The organism is Blastococcus sp. TF02A-26 (genome assembly GCF_003319125.1).
GTDB lineage: Bacteria > Actinomycetota > Actinomycetes > Mycobacteriales > Geodermatophilaceae > Trujillonella.
Window position 1 is genome coordinate 19,938 of the sequence record NZ_QOHG01000004.1, and the last position, 18,598, is coordinate 38,535.

The 18,598-nt window shown below is 75.0% G+C and carries 18 protein-coding genes; all 18 read right to left on the reverse strand.

What is annotated here, in order from left to right; genetic code table 11:
- Nucleotides 1–12: 12 nt before the first annotated feature.
- The 18 genes from DQ240_RS05430 to carA all read right to left on the reverse strand — a co-directional run bounded on the left by DQ240_RS05430 (nucleotide 13) and on the right by carA (nucleotide 18,571).
- Nucleotides 13–510, reverse strand: coding sequence for a GNAT family N-acetyltransferase (locus DQ240_RS05430; RefSeq protein ID WP_113838617.1), 498 nt, complete (start codon nucleotides 508–510; stop codon nucleotides 13–15).
- Nucleotides 511–537: 27 nt separating this feature from the next.
- Complete coding sequence (locus DQ240_RS05435) at nucleotides 538–1,941, reverse strand: RsmB/NOP family class I SAM-dependent RNA methyltransferase (protein ID WP_113838618.1); 1,404 nt, start codon at nucleotides 1,939–1,941, stop codon at nucleotides 538–540.
- A complete protein-coding gene (gene fmt, locus DQ240_RS05440; RefSeq protein ID WP_233498523.1) occupies nucleotides 1,938–2,915 on the reverse strand; it encodes a methionyl-tRNA formyltransferase in 978 nt (325 codons plus the stop codon). The genes DQ240_RS05435 and fmt overlap by 4 nt, the downstream gene beginning before the upstream one ends.
- Nucleotides 2,864–3,397 carry a peptide deformylase gene (gene def, locus DQ240_RS05445; protein WP_113838619.1) on the reverse strand — a complete coding sequence of 178 codons (534 nt, stop codon included), beginning with the start codon at nucleotides 3,395–3,397 and terminating at the stop codon, nucleotides 2,864–2,866. The genes fmt and def overlap by 52 nt, the downstream gene beginning before the upstream one ends.
- Nucleotides 3,398–3,422: 25 nt before the next feature.
- Complete coding sequence (locus DQ240_RS05450) at nucleotides 3,423–3,755, reverse strand: aspartate/glutamate racemase family protein (protein WP_199589090.1); 333 nt, start codon at nucleotides 3,753–3,755, stop codon at nucleotides 3,423–3,425.
- 238 nt (nucleotides 3,756–3,993) lie between these two features.
- A complete protein-coding gene (locus DQ240_RS05455) occupies nucleotides 3,994–4,677 on the reverse strand; it encodes a hypothetical protein (RefSeq protein ID WP_113838620.1) in 684 nt (227 codons plus the stop codon).
- 152 nt (nucleotides 4,678–4,829) lie between these two features.
- Nucleotides 4,830–6,791: a primosomal protein N' gene (locus DQ240_RS05460; protein ID WP_233498524.1), complete on the reverse strand. Its 1,962-nt coding sequence runs from the start codon at nucleotides 6,789–6,791 to the stop codon at nucleotides 4,830–4,832.
- Nucleotides 6,792–6,898: 107 nt separating this feature from the next.
- Nucleotides 6,899–8,095 carry a methionine adenosyltransferase gene (gene metK / locus DQ240_RS05465; RefSeq protein ID WP_113838838.1) on the reverse strand — a complete coding sequence of 399 codons (1,197 nt, stop codon included), beginning with the start codon at nucleotides 8,093–8,095 and terminating at the stop codon, nucleotides 6,899–6,901.
- Nucleotides 8,096–8,190: 95 nt separating this feature from the next.
- The gene (coaBC, locus tag DQ240_RS05470) at nucleotides 8,191–9,402 is read right to left on the reverse strand and encodes a bifunctional phosphopantothenoylcysteine decarboxylase/phosphopantothenate--cysteine ligase CoaBC (protein ID WP_113838621.1); all 1,212 of its coding nucleotides are present in this window, start codon (nucleotides 9,400–9,402) and stop codon (nucleotides 8,191–8,193) included.
- Between the two features lie 131 nt (nucleotides 9,403–9,533).
- Nucleotides 9,534–9,797, reverse strand: coding sequence for a DNA-directed RNA polymerase subunit omega (rpoZ, locus tag DQ240_RS05475; RefSeq protein WP_012949163.1), 264 nt, complete (start codon nucleotides 9,795–9,797; stop codon nucleotides 9,534–9,536).
- A 53-nt stretch (nucleotides 9,798–9,850) separates the two neighbouring features.
- Complete coding sequence (gmk, locus tag DQ240_RS05480; RefSeq protein WP_199589093.1) at nucleotides 9,851–10,459, reverse strand: guanylate kinase; 609 nt, start codon at nucleotides 10,457–10,459, stop codon at nucleotides 9,851–9,853.
- A 34-nt stretch (nucleotides 10,460–10,493) separates the two neighbouring features.
- On the reverse strand, nucleotides 10,494–10,850 hold the full coding sequence (mihF, locus tag DQ240_RS05485) for an integration host factor, actinobacterial type (protein ID WP_113838623.1): 357 nt from the start codon (nucleotides 10,848–10,850) through the stop codon (nucleotides 10,494–10,496).
- Nucleotides 10,851–11,163: 313 nt separating this feature from the next.
- Nucleotides 11,164–11,475 carry a hypothetical protein gene (locus DQ240_RS05490; RefSeq protein ID WP_113838624.1) on the reverse strand — a complete coding sequence of 104 codons (312 nt, stop codon included), beginning with the start codon at nucleotides 11,473–11,475 and terminating at the stop codon, nucleotides 11,164–11,166.
- On the reverse strand, nucleotides 11,472–12,287 hold the full coding sequence (gene pyrF, locus DQ240_RS05495) for an orotidine-5'-phosphate decarboxylase (protein WP_113838625.1): 816 nt from the start codon (nucleotides 12,285–12,287) through the stop codon (nucleotides 11,472–11,474). Before pyrF ends, DQ240_RS05490 begins: the two co-directional genes overlap by 4 nt.
- A complete protein-coding gene (locus DQ240_RS05500; RefSeq protein ID WP_233498525.1) occupies nucleotides 12,284–13,222 on the reverse strand; it encodes a dihydroorotate dehydrogenase in 939 nt (312 codons plus the stop codon). The genes pyrF and DQ240_RS05500 overlap by 4 nt, the downstream gene beginning before the upstream one ends.
- Entirely contained in the window at nucleotides 13,219–14,118 is a 900-nt protein-coding gene (locus DQ240_RS05505; RefSeq protein ID WP_233498526.1) for a dihydroorotate dehydrogenase electron transfer subunit, read from the reverse strand. The genes DQ240_RS05500 and DQ240_RS05505 overlap by 4 nt, the downstream gene beginning before the upstream one ends.
- A complete protein-coding gene (carB, locus tag DQ240_RS05510) occupies nucleotides 14,115–17,408 on the reverse strand; it encodes a carbamoyl-phosphate synthase large subunit (protein ID WP_113838626.1) in 3,294 nt (1,097 codons plus the stop codon). Before carB ends, DQ240_RS05505 begins: the two co-directional genes overlap by 4 nt.
- Entirely contained in the window at nucleotides 17,408–18,571 is a 1,164-nt protein-coding gene (carA, locus tag DQ240_RS05515; protein WP_113838627.1) for a glutamine-hydrolyzing carbamoyl-phosphate synthase small subunit, read from the reverse strand. The genes carB and carA overlap by 1 nt, the downstream gene beginning before the upstream one ends.
- Nucleotides 18,572–18,598 lie beyond the last annotated feature (27 nt).

Sequence of the window (18,598 nt, forward strand, 5' to 3'; positions counted from 1 at the left end):
TCTCGACGGGGGTCAGGCGCGGTCGGGCAGGGCGATCCAGTCCGACCAGCTGAGGTCGCGGCCGACGTGGCGGGGACGGCGCAGCGGCCACTCGACCGCCAGCCAGCGGGGCACGAACGCGTCCAGCGCGGCCTCGACCTCGGTGCCGACCAGCCGCTCGACCACCCACCACGAGACCTCGGCGTCGGCATCACCGGTCTTCTCCGGCGGGTCGATGTAGACGCAGCCGAGCAGCTCGGTCTCGCCCTCGTCGACCAGCGCGTAGTTGAAGCTCTCGTGCGCCTCGATCTCGCGCTCGTGCCGGGCGAGGTCCTCCCGGTCCTGTTCCTCGGTCATCGTCTCCGGTGGCCAGCCCCAGGCCGCGCCGTAGACCGCCCACAGCCGCTCCCGGTTCGCCATCACGACCGGGAAGTCGATCGCCGTGTCGGACTCGCGGATCGGGCGCAGGTGCTGGCCGGTCGGCAGGTCGGCGCGCAGCGGGTGGACGAAGTCGTCGGGGAGCCACGTCACGGGCGGACACCGTAGCCGCCGGCGCGTTCAGCGGGTGCGGCGCAGCAGGGCCATGAACATCGCGTCGGTGCCGTGCCGGTGCGGCCACAGCTGTCCGTACCGCCCGCGCTCGACGCCGGGCACCTCGGGGAACAGCGGCGCCACCGGCAGCACCTCGACGTCCTCGCGCGCGGCCGCCGCAGCCACGACGGCCTCGGTCTCCGCAGCGTGCGGCGAGCACGTCACGTAGGCGACCACTCCCCCGGGCCGCACCGACGCCAGCGCGCTGTCGAGCAGCTCCGACTGCAGCTCGGCCAGCGGCGCGACGTCCTCGGCCGTCCGCCGCCACCGCACCTCCGGCCGACGGCGGAGCGCCCCCAACCCGGTGCACGGCGCGTCCAGCAGCACCCGGTCGAACGACCCGGCCGCCCACGGCGGCTCCCGTCCGTCGGCCACCAGCACCTCGACGTCGGACTCGTCGCCCAGCGCCTGACGCACCAGCTCGGCGCGGTGCGGCGCGCGGTCCGCGGCCGTCAGCCGCACACCCTCCGGACGGACGGCGGCCAGCAAGCCGGACTTCCCACCCGGGCCGGCGCACATGTCCAGCCACGCAGCGTCGGGGCCCTCCAGCGGAGCGCGGGCGAGCAGCAGCGCGGCGAGCTGGCTGCCCTCGTCCTGCACGGCCGCGGCGCCGGAGCGGACCGCGGCCAGGCGACCGGGGTCTCCCCCGCCGAGGCGCACCGCGTACGGCGACCACGGTCCCGGCTCGCCGCCGGACTCCGCCACCAGCTCCTCGCGCGGCACCCGGCGGGCGACGAGGTGGACCTCGGGGGCCGCGTCGTCGGCCAGCAGCGCCGGCTCCAGCTCCGCCTCGTCGCCCAGCGCGTCGCGCCACGCCTCGACCACCCAGCGCGGGTGGTCGGTGGCCAGGGCGAGCCGCTGGTCGCCGTCGGCACCGAGCCGCTCCAGCCAAGCGGCCCGGTCACCGCCGGCGGCGACCTTGCGCAGGACGGCGTTCACCAGGCCCGAGGCCCCGGCGCCGACGATCGCACGGGTGAGGTCGACGGTCGTGTCCACCGCCGCGTGCGCCGGCACCCGCAGGTCGAGCAGCTGGTAGGCGCCCAGCCGGAGCAGGTCGAGCACCCGCGGATCGAGCTCGGTCAGCGGCCGGTCGACCAGCGTGGCGAGGACGGCGTCCAGCGTTCCCTGGGCGCGCAGCGCGCCGTAGGCCAGCTGCGTGGTGAAGGCGGCGTCCCGCGGGTCGAGCTGCCGCTCGCGCAGCAACTGCGGCAGCAGCAGGTTCGCGTAGGCCTCCCGCGAGGAGACCGCGTCGAGCACGTCGTAGGCGGTCAGCCGGGCGCCGTCGAGCTGGGCGCGCGGACGCTGTCCCTGATGGCCCTTCGGCCGCCCGCCGGGCCGGGACCGGCCGCCGCGCCGGGGCGGACCGCTCACGTCCCCACCCGCTCGCCGGGCACCGGACGCGCACCGCGCGCCCAGTCCGCCGCCGGCAGCATCCGCTTGCCCGCCGGCTGCACCTCGCCCAGCCGCACCGCGCCGCGGCCGGTGCCGACCAGCACACCGGTGGACCCCACCGACAGCTCGCCGGCCTCCAGGCCCAGCGACGTCGGCAGCGGCTCCACCGGTCCGAGGCGGAGCCGGTCGCCGCGCCACGTCGTCCACGCGCCCGGCGCCGGCGTCACCCCGCGCACCCGGCGGTCGACGACGTGCGCCGGCAGCGCCCAGTCGACCCGGGCGTCGGCGACCTCGATCCGCGGCGCCAGGCTGATGCCGTCGGTCGGCTGCGGCTGGGGCTCCAGCGCGCCGGCGGCGATGCCGTCGAGGGTGGCCAGCAGCAGCTGGGCGCCGCTCACCGCGAGCCGGTCGAGCAGGTCACCGGCGGTGTCGCGCGGTCCGATGGCCTCGGTGAGCGTGCCGTACACGGGGCCGGTGTCCAGGCCGGCCTCCAGCCGGAAGGTGCAGGCGCCGGTGATCTCGTCACCGGCCATGAGCGCGTGCTGCACCGGCGCCGCGCCCCGCCAGGCGGGCAGCAGGGAGAAGTGCAGGTTCACCCAGCCGTGCGCGGGCAGGTCCAGCGCGGCCTGCGGCACGAGCGCCCCGTAGGCGACCACCGGCGCGCAGTCGACCGCCAGGTCGGCGAGCTGCTCGAGGAACTGGGGCTCCCGCGGCGAGCGCGGCTGCAGGACCGGGATGCCCGCGGCGTCGGCCCGCTCCGCCACCGGTGAGCGGCTGAGCGAGCGGCCCCGGCCCTTGCGCGCGTCGGGCCGGGTGAGGACGGCGACGACCTCGTGGTCGGACCCCAGGAGCAGGTCCAGCGACGGGACGGCGGGCGCCGGCGTACCGGCGAAGAGGAGCCTCAGTGGGGGCTCACCTCCACGCGCGGCACCCAGGCGCCCATGCCGGCCCACTCGGCCTCGGCCAGCGCCGCGAGGGCCGCCTCGCGCGCCGCCGGGTCGAGCCGGTCGACGAAGAGCACGCCGTCGAGGTGGTCGACCTCGTGCTGGACCGCGCGGGCGAGCAGGTGCGAGCCCTCGATGCGGACCGGGTCGCCGTGCATGTTCCAGCCGGTCGCGGCCACGTGCAGGTGCCGGCGGCAGTCGTAGGCGTAGCCCGGGATCGACAGGCAGCCCTCGGGCCCGTCCTGCTCCTCCTCGCCGACCAGCTGCACGTCGGGGTTGACCAGGTGGCCCACCTCGCCGTCCACGTGCCAGGTGAAGACCCGCAGCCCGACACCGATCTGCGGAGCCGCCAGCCCCGCTCCGCCGGCGGCGTGCATGGTGTCGACGAGGTCGGCGACCAGCGTGCGCAGCTCGGCGTCGAAGTCGACCACCGGCGCGGCCGGGGTGGTCAGCACCGGGTCGCCGTACAGCCGGATGGGGGACACGCTCACCGGTCGATCGTAGGCGGCGGCCCGTTCAGTCCAGCGCGGCCGCCACCGCGGCGGCGACGTGCAGCTGCGTGGTGGGGAAGCGCGGCAGGTCGACGTCGTCCGGGCCCAGGAGCAGCTCGAGCTCGGTGCAGCCCAGGACGACGCCCTGCGCGCCCTCCCCCGCCAGCCGGGACACCACGTCCCGGACAGCATCCCGGGAGTCCTCGCGCACGATCCCGAGGCACAGCTCCTCGTAGATCACCCGGTGCACCAGCGCCCGGTCCCCAGGCCCGCGTACGACGACCTCGAGGCCGTGCCCGGCGAGCCGCTCGCGCAGGAACGGCCGCTCCATGGTGAAGGCCGTGCCGAGCAGCCCCACGGGGTCAGGCCCCCCGCACGGACGGCGTCGGCGGTGACGTCACCGATGTGCAGCAGCGGCACAACCCCGTCCTCCTCACCCCTCGCCGGCTCGGGGCGAGCCTCGGGACGGGGCCGACGGCGCGCTGCTCTCCCAGCTCATGCCGCCGAGCAGCCCGATCGTCCGCACGGCGCCGATCTCGCCAGCCCGGTGGGAGCCGGAGGAGATCGGGTCGCCGTGCGACGGCCGGACCACCGGGTCAGGCGGAGAGCCGGACCGCGGACTTGGCGACCTCGATGTGCTGCGCCTGCTGGGTCAGCTGGTCGGCGCCCTCGGCCGGGTCGACCCCGACCTGGCCGGCGAAGCCCGCGTCGTGGGCCACGACGGTGCCCTCGAAGTCGACGGTGTCGCCCTCCTGGACCTGGTAGGGCGACTCGCCGGCCTCACCGGTCAGCTGCACCCACACGCGGTCGGTGTCGGAGGTACCCACCCAGAAGCCCTCGTCCGCCGGGACGGAGAGGACCTGGACGGCCGTGCCGGTGGCCTGCTGACCGGTGACGGCAGCGAGGGCCGCGGCCGGGTCGGCCGCGGTGGCCAGCGGCAGCACGGACTGCCCACCGGCGACGACGGACCCGGGCTGCCCGGCCTCGGCGTCGCCCGCGCCGGCCGACGGGGAACCGCTCGTTGACGAACCCGATCCGGAGCCGGTGGACGACGGCGAGGAGGAGCTCTGCGTGCTCTCCGAGGTGCTGTCGGCGGCGTTGCCCTCGGAGTCGTCGTCGTCCCCGCCGCACTGGCTGAGCAGCAGCAAGAGGGCGATCAGCGCGACCAGGAGCAGAGTGCCCAGCAGCAGGCCCTTCTTGCGGCCGCCGGACCCGCCGGCGCCGATCGGCGTCGCGCCGCGCGGGGCGCCCGTGGACGTGGGGGGACGTGACTCACTCACTCGGCAACTCCTGGGGACCGGGCACCGCGCGGAGGAGCGGCACGACGAGATCCGCGACCCCGACCCGACGCCGGCGGCCACGCGCTCCCCGCGACGGGGGCGGGTGCCCTCTACCCCGAGCCGCTTACAACGTAAACCGACCAGGTCACGGGCTAGACCAGCTCGGTCGGGTCCAGCTGCACCCGGACGTGCTCGGCGGCCTTCTTCGCGCTGCGGACGCCCTGCACCGCGGCCAGCGCGTGCGCCAGGGCGGCGCCCTCGCCGCGGGGGGTGCGCACCAGGTACCGCTCGCGCACGCCCTCCTGGCCGGGCCTCGGCTGCTCCGGCACGGGGCCGAGCAGGTCGGCGTCGGCGGGCAGCCGCGCGGCGGCGAGGAAGTCCGCCAGCGCCTCGGGCGACCCCGACAGGGACGCCATCCGGGTGGCCGGCGGGAACCCCAGCTCCCGGCGGTCGGCCAGCTCCCGCTCGGCCAGCCAGCCCGGGTCCCAGCGGACCAGGGCCTGGACGACGGGGTGGGCGGCGTCGGCGGCGACGACGACCTGGCCGCCGGCCGACGCCGGCCGCACCAGGGTCGCCGCGTTCATCCAGCGCCGCAGGGTCTCCTCCCCTGCGCGCAGGTCGGCCCGGCCCAGCAGCGCCCAGGAGTCCAGCAGCAGCGCCGCGCCGTAGCCACCCTCGGCGACCGGTTCCGCACCCGGTGTGGCCACGACCAGCGCCGGCCCGGCCGGCACGTCGGAGAGCACCCCGGAGGTCCGGCCGGAGACCCGGACGGCGGCGCCGGGGAACGCCCGGCCCAGCTCCTCCGCGGTCCGCGAGGCGCCGACGACGGAGGCCCGCAGCTTCGTCCCGTGGCAGTGCGGGCAGTCGAAGGTCGCGGCCGGCCGGGCACACCAGCGGCAGGCCGGCACCCGGGAACCGCCGGGACCGGGGGTCGCCGAGATGCCCAGCGGCCCGGAGCAGACGGCGCAGCGCGCGGGCGCCCGGCAGCGGTCGCAGGCGAGGCCGGGCGTGTGCCCCGACCGCGGGACCTGCACCAGCACCGGAGCGCCGGCGGCCAGGGCCTCCCGCGCGACGCGGTGGGCGAGGCTCGGGAGCCGGGCGGTGCGGGCGGCCGGGTCACGGGCCAGCTCGGAGTCCGCGCCGAGCGCCTGCACCCGCGGTGCCGCGGCGCGCAGGGACGCGCGATCGGCGACCAGCTCGTGCGCCCAGCCGCTCTCCAGCAGCAGCGCGGCCTCGGCGGTGCGGGCCGTGGCCGCCACGACGGCGGCGCAGCCCCCCAGGTGGGCGCGGTGCACCAGCACGTCGCGGGCGTGGGCGTAGGGGCCGCGGGGTTCGGCGTGCAGGTCGTCGCCGTCGTCCCAGATGGCGACCAGGCCGAGGTCGGCGACCGGCGCGTAGACCGCTGCCCGGGTGCCGAGGACGACCTTCGCGCTGCCGCGCGCGGCGTCCAGGAACCGCCGGTAGCGGGCGTCGGGGGCGGCGTCGGCCCGGAGGACGACGAACGAGCCCTTCGGCAGCGCCGCGCCGGCCGCGGCCTCCAGCCGGTCGAGATCCCGGCCGTCGGGGACGACGACGAGCGCGCCCCGGCCGCCCGACAGCGCGGCCCGGCACAGCTCGGCCAGCCGGGCCGGCCAGTCCTCACCGGGCAGCGCCGTCCACACCGCGCGGGCCGGCCGGCCCTCCGCCAGGGCGGTGAGCAGCGCGGGACCGGCCGGGTACCGGGCGAAGCCCGCCGGGTCCGGGGGCTCCGGCGGGAGCGGCGCCTGAGCGGGTGGGCGCTTCTCGGCCGACGCGCGGCGGGGCGGGATCGCCAGCCGCAGGACGTCGGAGAAGGTGCCGCCCCAGCGGTCGGCGACCGCCCGGGCGAGCGCCGCGACCTGTGGGGTGAGCACCGGCTCGGACGAGACGACCTTCGCCAGCGAGGCGAGCTTCCCCTGGTGCTCGGTGGTGGAGCCCAGCTCGAGCACGAAGCCGTCGACCAGCTGGCCGGCGAAGCGCACCCGCACACGGCAGCCGGGCCGCACCTCGTCGGCGAGCTCCGGTGGCACGGCGTAGTCGAACGGGCGGTCCAGGTGCGCCAGCGGCACGTCCACGACGACCCGGGCGATCAGCACGGCCTCAGTCTCTCCGCCGCGTCCGACATCTGGTGACGTGCTGGAACGGCCCCCTTCCAGGGGCCCGCCCTGAGCTTGCGAAGGGTGGGGAGGAAGGGGGTCCTTCTTCAGACGCCGCAGGCGCTGCGCAGGGCCTCGACCCGGTCGGTCTGCTCCCACGGCAGGTCGACGTCGGTGCGGCCGAAGTGGCCGTAGGCCGCCGTCGGGCCGTAGATCGGGCGCAGCAGGTCGAGGTCGCGCACGATGGCGCCCGGGCGCAGGTCGAACACCGTGGTGATCGCCTTCTCCAGGACGTCGTCCGGCGCGGTGCCGGTGCCGTGGGTGTCGACGAACAGGCCGACCGGGTGCGCGGCGCCGATGGCGTAGGCCACCTGCACCTCGCAGCGCTTGGCGAGCCCCGCCGCGACGACGTTCTTGGCCACCCAGCGCATGGCGTAGGCCGCCGAGCGGTCCACCTTCGACGGGTCCTTGCCGGAGAACGCCCCGCCGCCGTGGCGGGCCATGCCGCCGTAGGTGTCGACGATGATCTTGCGGCCGGTCAGCCCGGCGTCGCCCATCGGGCCGCCGATGACGAACTTGCCGGTCGGGTTGACCAGCAGCCGGTAGTCGCCGGTGGGCAGGCCCAGGGCCTGCAGCTCCGGCTCGACCACGAGCTCCTTGATGTCGGGGGCGAGCAGCTGCTCGATCGAGATGTCCTCGGCGTGCTGGGAGGAGACGACGACGGTGTCGACGCCGACCGGGCGGCCGTCCTCGTAGACGACGGTGACCTGGGTCTTGCCGTCGGGCCGCAGGTAGGGCACCGAGCCGTCCTTGCGGACCGCGGACAGGCGCCGGGCGAGCCGGTGGGCCAGCGCGATCGGCAGCGGCATGAGCTCGGGGGTCTCGTCGGTGGCGTAGCCGAACATCAGGCCCTGGTCACCGGCGCCCTGGCGCTCGATCTCGTCGTCGGTGGCGCCGGTGGTGCGCGCCTCGTAGGCGGTGTCGACACCCTGGGCGATGTCCGGCGACTGGGCGCCGAGCGAGACGCTGACGCCGCAGGAGGCGCCGTCGAAGCCCTTGCGGGAGGAGTCGTAGCCGATCCGCAGCACCGTGTCGCGGACGATCGAGGCGATGTCGACGTAGCCGGCGGTCGTGACCTCACCGGCGATGTGCACCTGGCCGGTGGTGATCAGCGTCTCGACCGCGACCCGGCTGCGCGGGTCCTGGGTCAGCATCGCGTCGAGGATCGCGTCGCTGATCTGGTCGGCGATCTTGTCCGGGTGGCCCTCCGTCACCGACTCGGACGTGAAGAGGCGGCGTGGCACGGGCACTCCCAGGGGTTCGATGGAGGATCTCGACAGACGGTGTCGCCGTGCACGGTACCGGCGGGGCACCGCGCACGGTGACGGAGGAGGAGGGGTCAGCCCTGTCGGGTGACGACCGCGGACCAGATGCCGGCCGCCACGGCGTCCTTGCTGCCCGGCGGCAGCTCGGTCGCCGCGCCGTCGGACCCCAGCACGACGGCGGCGTTGTCCGGACGCCCGAACACCCGCCCGCCGGAGACGTCGTTCACCACCAGCAGGTCGCAGCCCTTGCGCGCGAGCTTGGCCCGGCCGTGGGCGAGGACGTCGCCCTCGGCATCGCCGGTCTCGGCGGCGAAGCCCACCACCAGCTGGCCGGGGCCCCGGTCCGCGACGAGTTCCACGAGCACGTCGGGGTTGCGCACCAGGGGGATCGCCGACGGCTCCGCGGCGCTGCCCTTCTTGAGCTTGGTGGTGGCCGCCGACTCCGGCCGGAAGTCGGCGACGGCGGCGCTCATGACGACCACGTCGGCCTCCTTGGCCTCCGCGCGCATCGCCGTCCGGAGCTCCTCGGCGGTACCGACCGGGACGACCCGGACACCGAACGGGGCGTGCGCGTCGACGTTGGCGGCGACCAGCACGACCTCGGCCCCGCGCGCGGCCGCGACGCGGGCCAGGGCGAGGCCCTGCAGACCAGACGAGCGGTTGCCCAGGTAGCGCACCGGGTCCAGTGGCTCGCGGGTCCCGCCGGCGCTGATCAGCACGCGGCGGCCGGCGAGGTCCTGGGCGAGCGCGCCCGGCCCGGCGTCCAGCACCAGCTGCGCGAGGGCGGCGATGTCCGAGGGTTCGGGGAGCCGGCCCGGGCCGGAGTCCGGGCCGGTGAGCCGGCCGACCGCGGGCGGCAGCACGATCGAGCCGCGGCGGCGCAGCGTCGCGACGTTGTCCTGGGTGGCCGGGTGCAGCCACATCTCGGTGTGCATCGCCGGGGCGAAGACGACCGGGCAGTGCGCGGTCAGCAGCGTGGCGGTCAGCAGGTCGTCGGCCCGCCCCGCGGCCGCGCGGGCCAGCAGGTCGGCCGTCGCGGGGGCGACGACGACGAGGTCGGCGTTCTGCCCGATGCGCACGTGCGCGACCTCGGGGACGTCGGACCAGACGTCGGTCGTGACGGGGTTCCCCGACAGCGCCTCGAAGGTCGCGGCCCCGACGAAGTGCAGGGCACTCGGCGTCGGCACGACCCGCACGTCGTGGCCGGACTCGGTCAGCGCGCGGAGCAGGAGGGCCGCCTTGTACGCGGCCACGCCACCGCTGACGCCCAGCACGATGCTGCTCATGCGCTCATCCTCCCCCAGACATGACGACGCCCCCGGTCAAGGAACCGGAGGCGTCATCACAAAGTGCTGCTGGAACGGCCCCCTCGCAGGGGCCCGCCGCGAGCTCGCGAGCGGTGGGGGCGAGGGTCTTTCTAGTTCTCGCCGGCGGTGTGGGTCAGCAGGCCCTCGTTGATCTCGCGGAGCGCGATCGAGAGCGGCTTCTCCTGGGGCGCGGTGTCGACCAGCGGGCCGACGTACTCCAGCAGGCCCTCGGAGAGCTGGCTGTAGTAGGCGTTGATCTGCCGCGCACGCTTGGCGGCGAAGATCACCAGGCCGTACTTGCTGCTGGTGCGCTCGAGCAGCTCGTCGATCGGCGGGTTGGTGATGCCCTCGGGGGCGGGTGCGACTCCGGACACGGGTGGGCGTGCTCCTCAGATCATCAGCGGGAGTGGCGGCCGGTGGGCCGAACTCACTCTTGTGCGCCTCCCCGGCAGAGGTCGGGCGACGGCGCAGTCAGCAATCCTACCAACTCGTCCGCGGCCCGCGATATGTCGTCGTTCACCACGACCACGTCGAACTCCCCCGCGGCGTCCAGCTCGGCCTGCGCGATGGCCAGCCGGCGCTCCTGGACCTCCGGCGGCTCGGACCCGCGGCCGGCCAGCCGGCTGACCAGGTCGGCCCACGAGGGTGGGGCCAGGAAGACCAGCTGTGCCTCGGCGTCGCGGCTGCGCACCTGTCGCGCGCCCTGCAGCTCGATCTCCAGCAGTGCCGGGGCCCCGGCCGCCAGCCGCTCGCGGACCGGCGCCACCGGGGTGCCGTACCGGTTGCCCGCGTACTCGGCCCACTCCAGCAGACCGTCGGTGGCCACGAGCCGGTCGAACTCGGCGTCGTCGACGAAGTGGTACTGCACGCCGTCGGTCTCCCCCGGCCGAGGACGACGGGTGGTCACCGACACCGAGAGCCACACCTCGGGGTACCGGCGCCGCACCTCGGCGACGACCGTGCCCTTCCCGACCCCCGAGGGACCGGACAGCACGGTCAGTCGCGCCGGGGGCGGGCAGGCAGGAGCATCGGGCACCACTCGTCGTCGTCCTCGTCCGGGGTCGTGCGGTTCAGTTGGTGGCGTCCGCCGGCACCTGGTCGGCCGACACCTGGTCCCCACCGAACTCCGCTTCCAGCGCGCGACGCTGGTTGGCACCGAGGCCGCGCACGCGCCGGGTCGGGGAGATCTCCAGGCGCTCCATGATCTTCGCAGCCCGGGCCTTGCCGACTCCGGGGAGGGACTCCAGGACGGCGCTGACGCGCATCTTGCCGATGACCTCGTCGGTCTCGCCCTGTCGCAGGACGTCGCCGACGGTGGCGCCCTTGCTCTTGAGCTTCTCGCGCAGCTCGGCACGGGACTTGCGGGCCGCGGCCGCCTTCTCGAGGGCGGCGGCGCGTTGTTCGGGAGAGAGGCTGGGAAGGGGCATCGTTGCGACCCAATCGTGTCGTCGCCGGCGACGGTGGACCCCGGCTGGTGGCATGTGCTCGGTCGTGGTGCTCCGGGCGGAGCCTGACGGCCAACCTAGTAACCGGCGTATGCGCAGGTCACGCCCCTCCTCCGCACATTTTCCCGGCATCCGGTGCCAGCCGAGTTCACCCTCTGTCCACCACCGGGATGACGGTCCGTCATGTCCCCAGGTCAGGGGGTTTCCGATCTGATGTCGTTCCGCGAGGCGCGCGACGAGACCCGGCGAGCGACACGCCGGTGAGCCACATCCGACACGCCGGACGACGTGCAGGTCAGGGCGTCGGAGCGGAGCGACCGCGCCCCCGGCGGCCGACCGCCCAGCCGGTCAGGACGGCGAGCACGAGCAGCCCGGCGACGACCAGCGCGGCACCGACCAGCCCGCCGCGGCTCCACACCACGGTCCCGCCGTCGAACGCGAGGTCGAGGGTGCTCGAGTACACCTCCTGCTGGGGCGACAGCGGCGTGTAGGCGTACCAGCCGACGTCGACCGGCATCGCCGGCTGCGTCGCGGCGGACACCAGGGCCCCGGCGACCACCAGCGCCACCGCGAGACCCGCGGTCGCCCAGGGCAGGACGCGCCTCACGCGAGCGCCGCGGCCCAGCGGTCGGCGGCCGATCGGAGGCCGGCCGGGTCCGGGCCGGCGGCGAGGACGTCGCGGGAGACCGTGGGGACGACGACGGCGTCGCGGCCGAACAGCCGGCGCAGGTCCTCCGGCGAGCCGCCCTGCGCGCCCAGACCCGGCGCCAGCACCGGACCGCCGAGGCCGCTCAGGTCGACGTCCAGCTCGCGCAGGGTCGCCCCGACCACCACGCCGAACGAGCCCGGGCCGGGCTGCTCCGGGACGTTCCAGGCCGCGACGGTGTCCACGACCCGCTGGGCCACCGAGCGACCGTCGACCACGGCGTGCTGGAAGGTGCCGGCGTCCGGGTTCGACGTGCGGGCGAGGACGAACAGGCCGCCGCCGTGCTGCCGGGCGGTGTCGACCGCCGGCTGCAGGGAACCCGGCCCGAGGTACGGGCTCACGGTGAGCGCGTCGACGGCCAGGGGGTGGTCCGGGCGCAGGTAGCCGGCGTAGGCGTCCATCGTGGAGCCGATGTCGCCGCGCTTGGCGTCGAGCAGCACGAGCGCCCCCGCCGCCCGCGCCCGCACCACGGCCTCCTCCAGCACGGCGATCCCCCGTGACCCGTGCCGCTCGTAGAACGCCAGCTGCGGCTTGAGGACGGCGACCGTTCCCGCGAGCGCGTCGACCACCGTGTCGGTGAACCGGGCCAGTCCCTCCGGGGAGTCGGGCAACCCCCACCGCTCGAGCAGCGGCACGTGCGGGTCGATGCCGACGCAGAGCGGGCCGCGGGCCGCGACGGCGTCCGCGAGGCGCTCCCCGAACGTGCCCGTCATCGGTGCGCGTACCCGACGGCCTCGCGCAGCGAGGAGAACCCGCGCTCCGCCAGGGCCGCGGCCAGCTCGCGGTGCACCCGTGCGGTCGCGGACGGATCGTGGAAGACCGCCGTCCCCACGCTGACCGCCGAGGCGCCGGCCAGGACGAACTGCAGGGCGTCGAGGCCGGACCGGATGCCGCCCATGCCCAGGATCGGCACCTCGGGCAGGGCCTGGTGCACCTGCCACACGCAGCGGACGGCGACCGGGCGGACGGCCGGGCCCGACAGCCCCCCGGTGACGCCTCCGAGGACCGGCTTCATCGTGTCCGGGTCGATCACCAGCCCGAGCAGGGTGTTGATCATCGAGAGGCCGTCGGCGCCGGCTTCGGTCACCGCGCGGGCGACGGAGACGATGTCGGTGACGTCGGGGCTAAGCTTGGCGTAGACCGGCTGGGCCGGGTCGGCGGCCGCGCGCACGGCGGCGATCACGTCGGAGGCGGCGAGCGGGTCGCAGGCGAACACCTCGCCGCGGCTCTCCACGTTCGGGCAGCTGATGTTGACCTCCAGGCCCAGCACGCCCGGGACGCCGCGCAGCCGGGTGGCCAGCTCGGCGAAGTCCTCGACGCGGGTGCCGGCGATCGACACGAAGGCGGGGACGCCGCGCTCGGCCAGCCACGGCAGCTCGCCGGCGAGCAGGCCGTCGATGCCGGGGCCCTGGAGGCCGATGGAGTTGAGCATCCCGCTCGGGGTCTCGGCCATCCGCGGCGTCGGCCTGCCCGACCGCGGCCGCAGCTGCACGGACTTGGTGACGACGGCCCCGAGCGCGGTCAGGTCGACGAACGGCTCGAGCTCCTGCCCGAAGGCCGAGCAGCCCGACGCGGTGAGCACCGGGCCGACCAGCGGCACCGACCCGAGCGCCGTCGTCATGTCGACGGCGGTGTCCAGAACGGTCACGGCCGCACCACCCCCATCGCGTCGGCGCCGACGACGTCCCACGGCAGCGAGCCGACGTCGGCGAAGCGCACCCGGTCCCCGCCGAAAACCGGTCCCTCGGTGCAGGACCGGGAGAACCGGGTCTGCCCGTCGGACCCCACCACGGGCAGCACGCAGGTCATGCAGACCCCGATCCCGCAGGCCATCGACTCCTCGACGGCGACGTAGGACGGCACCCCGGCCGCGGTGGCGGCGTCGGCGACCGCGCGCAGCATCGGCATCGGCCCGCACGCGTAGGCGACGCCGGACTCCCCGATCAGCTCGTCGACCGCGACGGTGACCCGTCCGGCCCGACCGGCGCTGCCGTCGTCGGTGGTGACCTCGACCCGGTCGGCCACCGCACCGAGCTCCTCGACCGAGCAGAGCCGGGCGGCGTCGGCCGCGCCGGTCACGGCCAGCACCCGGGACCCGTGCGAGCGCAGCAACCCGGCGAGCCCGACCAGCGCCGCGGCGCCGTAGCCGCCGCCGACCAGCAGCGCCGTCGTCCCGGACCCGGGCAGCGGGAACGGCCGGCCGAGCGGGCCGACGACGTCCACGGTGTCCCCGGCCCGGCGTTCGGCCAGCCAGGTGGACCCGGGGCCGTGCGGGGCGACCACGACGGTGACGGTCCCCTCCCCCGTGCCGGCGATCGCGATGGACCGGCGCAGCAGGTTCGCCGTCATCGGCCCGCCGACGGCGAACGCGACGAACTGGCCCGGCTGCGCCCGCTGGGCGACCTCCGGCGCGGCGAGGGTCAGCTCCACGTACGCCCCCACCGGGCGCGCGGAGACGACCTCGACCTCCCGCTGCACCGGCGGCTGCGACGCCTTCGGCGCCGGCTGCGTCAGGTACGAGCCCTTCGCGCGCGAAGTGCTCACCGGTCGGCCGCCAGGGCGGCGTGCAGCTCCTGCAGGCTCCGCACGCCGATGTCGCCGGCGCGCAGCGCCTCGATGCCCTGCACCGCGGCCGCCAGCCCCTGCACGGTCGTGATGCTCGGGACGCCGGCGCTGATGGCCGCGGCGCGGATCTCGTAGCCGTCCAGGCGCGGGCCGCTGTTGCCCGGCGACCCGAAGGGGGTGTTGACCACCATGTCGACGTCGCCGGCGAGGATCCGCTCGACGCAGTTCCCGGGGCCCTCGCTGTACTTGCCGACCACCTCGCAGTCGACCCCGTTGCGCCGCAGCACCTGCGCGGTGCCGGCGGTGGCGAGGATGCGGAAGCCGAGGTCCGCCAGCCGCTTGACCGGGAAGATCGCCGACCGCTTGTCCCGGTTGGCCAGCGACACGAAGACCGTGCCCTCGGTGGGCAGCGAGCCGTAGGCGGCGGCCTGGGACTTCGCGAACGCCGTCCCGAAGCCGGTGTCCAGGCCCATGACCTCGCCGGTGGACTTCATCTCCGGCGAGAGGACCGTGTCGACGTTCTGGCCCTCGACGGTGCGGAACCGGTTGAAGGGCAGCACCGCCTCCTTGACCGCGATCGGCATGACCTCGGGGAGGTCGCCGCCGTCGCCGGTGGGGGGCAGCACGCCGGCCCGCCGGAGGTCGGCGATCGACTCGCCGACCGCGATCCGGGCCGCGGCCTTGGCCAGCTGCACCGCCGTCGCCTTGGACACGAACGGCACCGTCCGGCTGGCCCGGGGGTTGGCCTCGATGACGTAGAGGATGTCGTCCTTGATCGCGTACTGGACGTTCACCAGCCCGCGGACGCCGATCCGGGCGGCGAGCTTCTCGGTGGCCGACCGGATCTTGGCGATGTCGGCGTCGCCGAGGGTGATCGGCGGCAGCGCGCACGCCGAGTCGCCGGAGTGGATGCCGGCCTCCTCGATGTGCTCCATGACCCCGCCCAGGTACAGCTCCGCGCCGTCGTAGAGGGCGTCGACGTCGATCTCGACGGCGTCCTCCAGGAAGCGGTCGACCAGCACGGGGTGCGCGGGGCTGACGTCGGTGGCCTTGGCGATGTAGGCCTCGAGCGTCGCCTCCTCGTAGACGATCTCCATCCCCCGCCCACCGAGCACGTAGGACGGGCGGACCAGCACCGGGTAGCCGATCTCCGCGGCGATCGCGCGGGCCTCGGCGAAGGTGGTCGCGGTGCCGTGCTTGGGCGCCTGCAGCCCGGTGTCGGCGAGCACCCGGGAGAAGGCGCCACGGTGCTCGGCGTCGTCGATCGCCTCGGGCGAGGTGCCGAGGACCGGAACGCCGGCGTCCTTGAGCCGCTGCGCCAGGCCCAGCGGCGTCTGACCGCCGAGGGTGCAGATCACCCCGGCGACCGGGCCGGCGGCGCGCTCGGCCTCGACGACCTCGAAAACGTCCTCGAAGGTGAGCGGCTCGAAGTACAGCCGGTCGGCGGTGTCGTAGTCGGTGGAGACGGTCTCGGGGTTGCAGTTGACCATCACCGCCTCGAAGCCGGCGTCCTGCAGCGCCATGACGGCGTGCACGCAGGAGTAGTCGAACTCGATGCCCTGGCCGATCCGGTTAGGACCCGAGCCGAGGATCAGGACCGCCGGCTTCTCCCGCGGCTCGACCTCGGTCTCCTCGTCGTAGGACGAGTAGTGGTACGGCGTGCGGGCGGCGAACTCGGCGGCGCAGGTGTCGACGGTCTTGTAGACCGGCCGGATCCCGAGCCGCCAGCGCAGCGTCCGGACGCCGTCCTCGCCGGCGAGCTCCGGGCGCAGAGCGGCGATCTGCCGATCGCTCAGCCCGTGCCGCTTGGCCCGGCGCAGCAGCGCCGCGGTGATCGCCGGGGCGTCGCGGACCTCGGCGGCGACCTCCTGGACCAGCGCGATCTGGTCGACGAACCACGGGTCGAACCCACTCGCCTCGGCGACCTGCTCGACCGTCGCGCCGGCGGCCAGCGCCTGCTCGGCGACGTACAGCCGGCCGTCGACCGGCGTGCGCAGCACCTCGAGGAGCTCCTCGGCCGACCGGGTCTCGGCGGGCCCGGTCCAGAAGCCCGCGACCTTCGTCTCGGTGGACCGCATGGCCTTGCCCAGCGCCTCGGGGAAGTTGCGGCCCATCGACATGACCTCGCCGACGCTCTTCATCGTCGTGGTCAGCCGCGGGTCGGCGCCGGGGAACTTCTCGAACGCGAACCGCGGGATCTTCACCACGACGTAGTCCAGCGTCGGCTCGAACGCCGCCGGGGTGACCCCGGTGATGTCGTTGGTGATCTCGTCGAGGGTGTAGCCGATGGCCAGCTTCGCGGCGATCTTCGCGATCGGGAAGCCGGTGGCCTTGGACGCCAGCGCCGAGGACCGGGAGACCCGCGGGTTCATCTCGATGACCACGAGCCGGCCGTCGACCGGGTTGACCGCGAACTGGATGTTGCAGCCACCGGTGTCGACGCCGACCTCGCGCAGCACGGCGATCCCGACGTCGCGCATCTCCTGGTACTCGACGTCGGTGAGGGTCATCGCCGGGGCGACGGTCACCGAGTCGCCGGTGTGCACGCCCATCGCGTCGATGTTCTCGATGGAGCAGATGACGACCACGTTGTCGCTGCGGTCGCGCATCAGCTCGAGCTCGTACTCCTTCCAGCCCAGCACCGACTCCTCGATGAGGACGGTGTGCACCGGGGAGTCGGCCAGGCCGTGCCCGGCCATGCGGCGCAGCATCGCCTCGTCCGTGGCGAAGCCGGAGCCCAGGCCGCCCATGGTGAACGAGGGCCGGATGACGACGGGGTAGCCGACCTCGGCCGCGGTCTCCAGTGCCTCCTCGATGCTCGCGCACACCCGCGAGCGGGGGGCGTCGGCCCCGATGGACCGCACGATGTCCTTGAACATCTGCCGGTCCTCGCCGCGGTTGATCGCGTCGACGTCGGCGCCGATGAGCCGCACGCCGTACTTCTCGAGGACACCGTTCTCGTACAGCCCGATCGCGATGTTCAGCGCGGTCTGCCCACCGAGGGTGGCCAGCAGCGCGTCGGGGCGCTCCTTGGCGATGACCCGCTCGACGAACTCCGGGGTGAGCGGCTCGACGTAGGTGGCGTCGGCGATCTCCGGGTCGGTCATGATCGTCGCCGGGTTGCTGTTGACCAGGCTGACCCGCAGGCCCTCGGCCTTGAGGACCCGGCAGGCCTGGGTGCCGGAGTAGTCGAACTCGGCGGCCTGGCCGATGAGGATCGGGCCGGAGCCGATCACCATCACGTGCTCGATGTCGGTGCGCTTGGGCATCAGTTGGTCTCCCCCGTGCTCGACTGCACCGTGGTGGGCGGGCTGACGGGTTCCCCGCCGTTGCGCGTGGTCTCCATCAGGTCGACGAACCGCTGGAACAGCGGCGCGGCGTCGTGCGGCCCGGCCGCGGACTCCGGGTGGAACTGGACGCTGAACGCCGGCGCCCCGGTCAGCCGCAGGCCCTCCACGACGTCGTCGTTGAGCCCGACGTGGCTGACCTCGACCGGGCCGTACGGGGTGTCGGTGGGCCGGTCGAGCGGGGCGTCGACGGCGAAGCCGTGGTTGTGGCTGGTCACCCGGACCGTGCCGCTGACCCGGTCCAGCACCGGCTGGTTGAGCCCGCGGTGGCCGAAGCGCAGCTTGTAGGTGCCCAGGCCCAGCGCGCGGCCGAGGATCTGGTTGCCGAAGCAGATGCCGAACAGCGGCCGGCCCGCGTCGAGCACGCCCTGCACCGCCCGCACCGCGTAGTCGGCCGCGGCCGGGTCGCCGGGCCCGTTGGAGAGGAAGACGCCGTCCGGGCCCGCCGCCAGCAGCTCCTCGGCGGTCGCGGTCGAGGGCAGCACGTGCGTCTCGACCCCGAGCGCGGCCAGGTGCCGCGGTGTGGCGGTCTTGATGCCGAGGTCGAGCGCGGCGATGGTGAAGCGCCTCTCCCCCACCGCCGGGACGACGTAGGCCTCGCCGGTGCTCACCGTGGGCGCCAGGTCCGCGCCGGTCATGCCCTCGGCCGACCGGACGCGGGCGAGCAGCTCCTCGGCGCCCAGCTCGGTGCTGATGCCGGCCCGCATCGCGCCGCGCTCCCGCAGGTGGCGGGTCAGCGCTCGGGTGTCGATGCCGCTGATGCCGACGACGCCCTGCGCGACCAGCTCGTCGTCCAGGCTGCCGGTGGCCCGCCAGTTGGCCGGCCGGCGGGCGGGGTCACGGACGACGAACCCGGCCACCCACATGCGGCGGCTCTCGTCGTCCTCGCCGTTCACGCCGGTGTTGCCGATGTGCGGCGCCGTCATGGTGACGATCTGACCGGCGTAGCTGGGGTCGGTCAGCGTCTCCTGGTAGCCGGTCATGCCGGTGGCGAACACCGCCTCGCCGACCGTCGTCCCCGTCGCGCCGTAGGTGTTCCCCCGGAACGTCCTGCCGTCCTCGAGCACGAGGATCGCGTCACTCACTCTGCACTCCGTTCGGCTCCGCGCTCG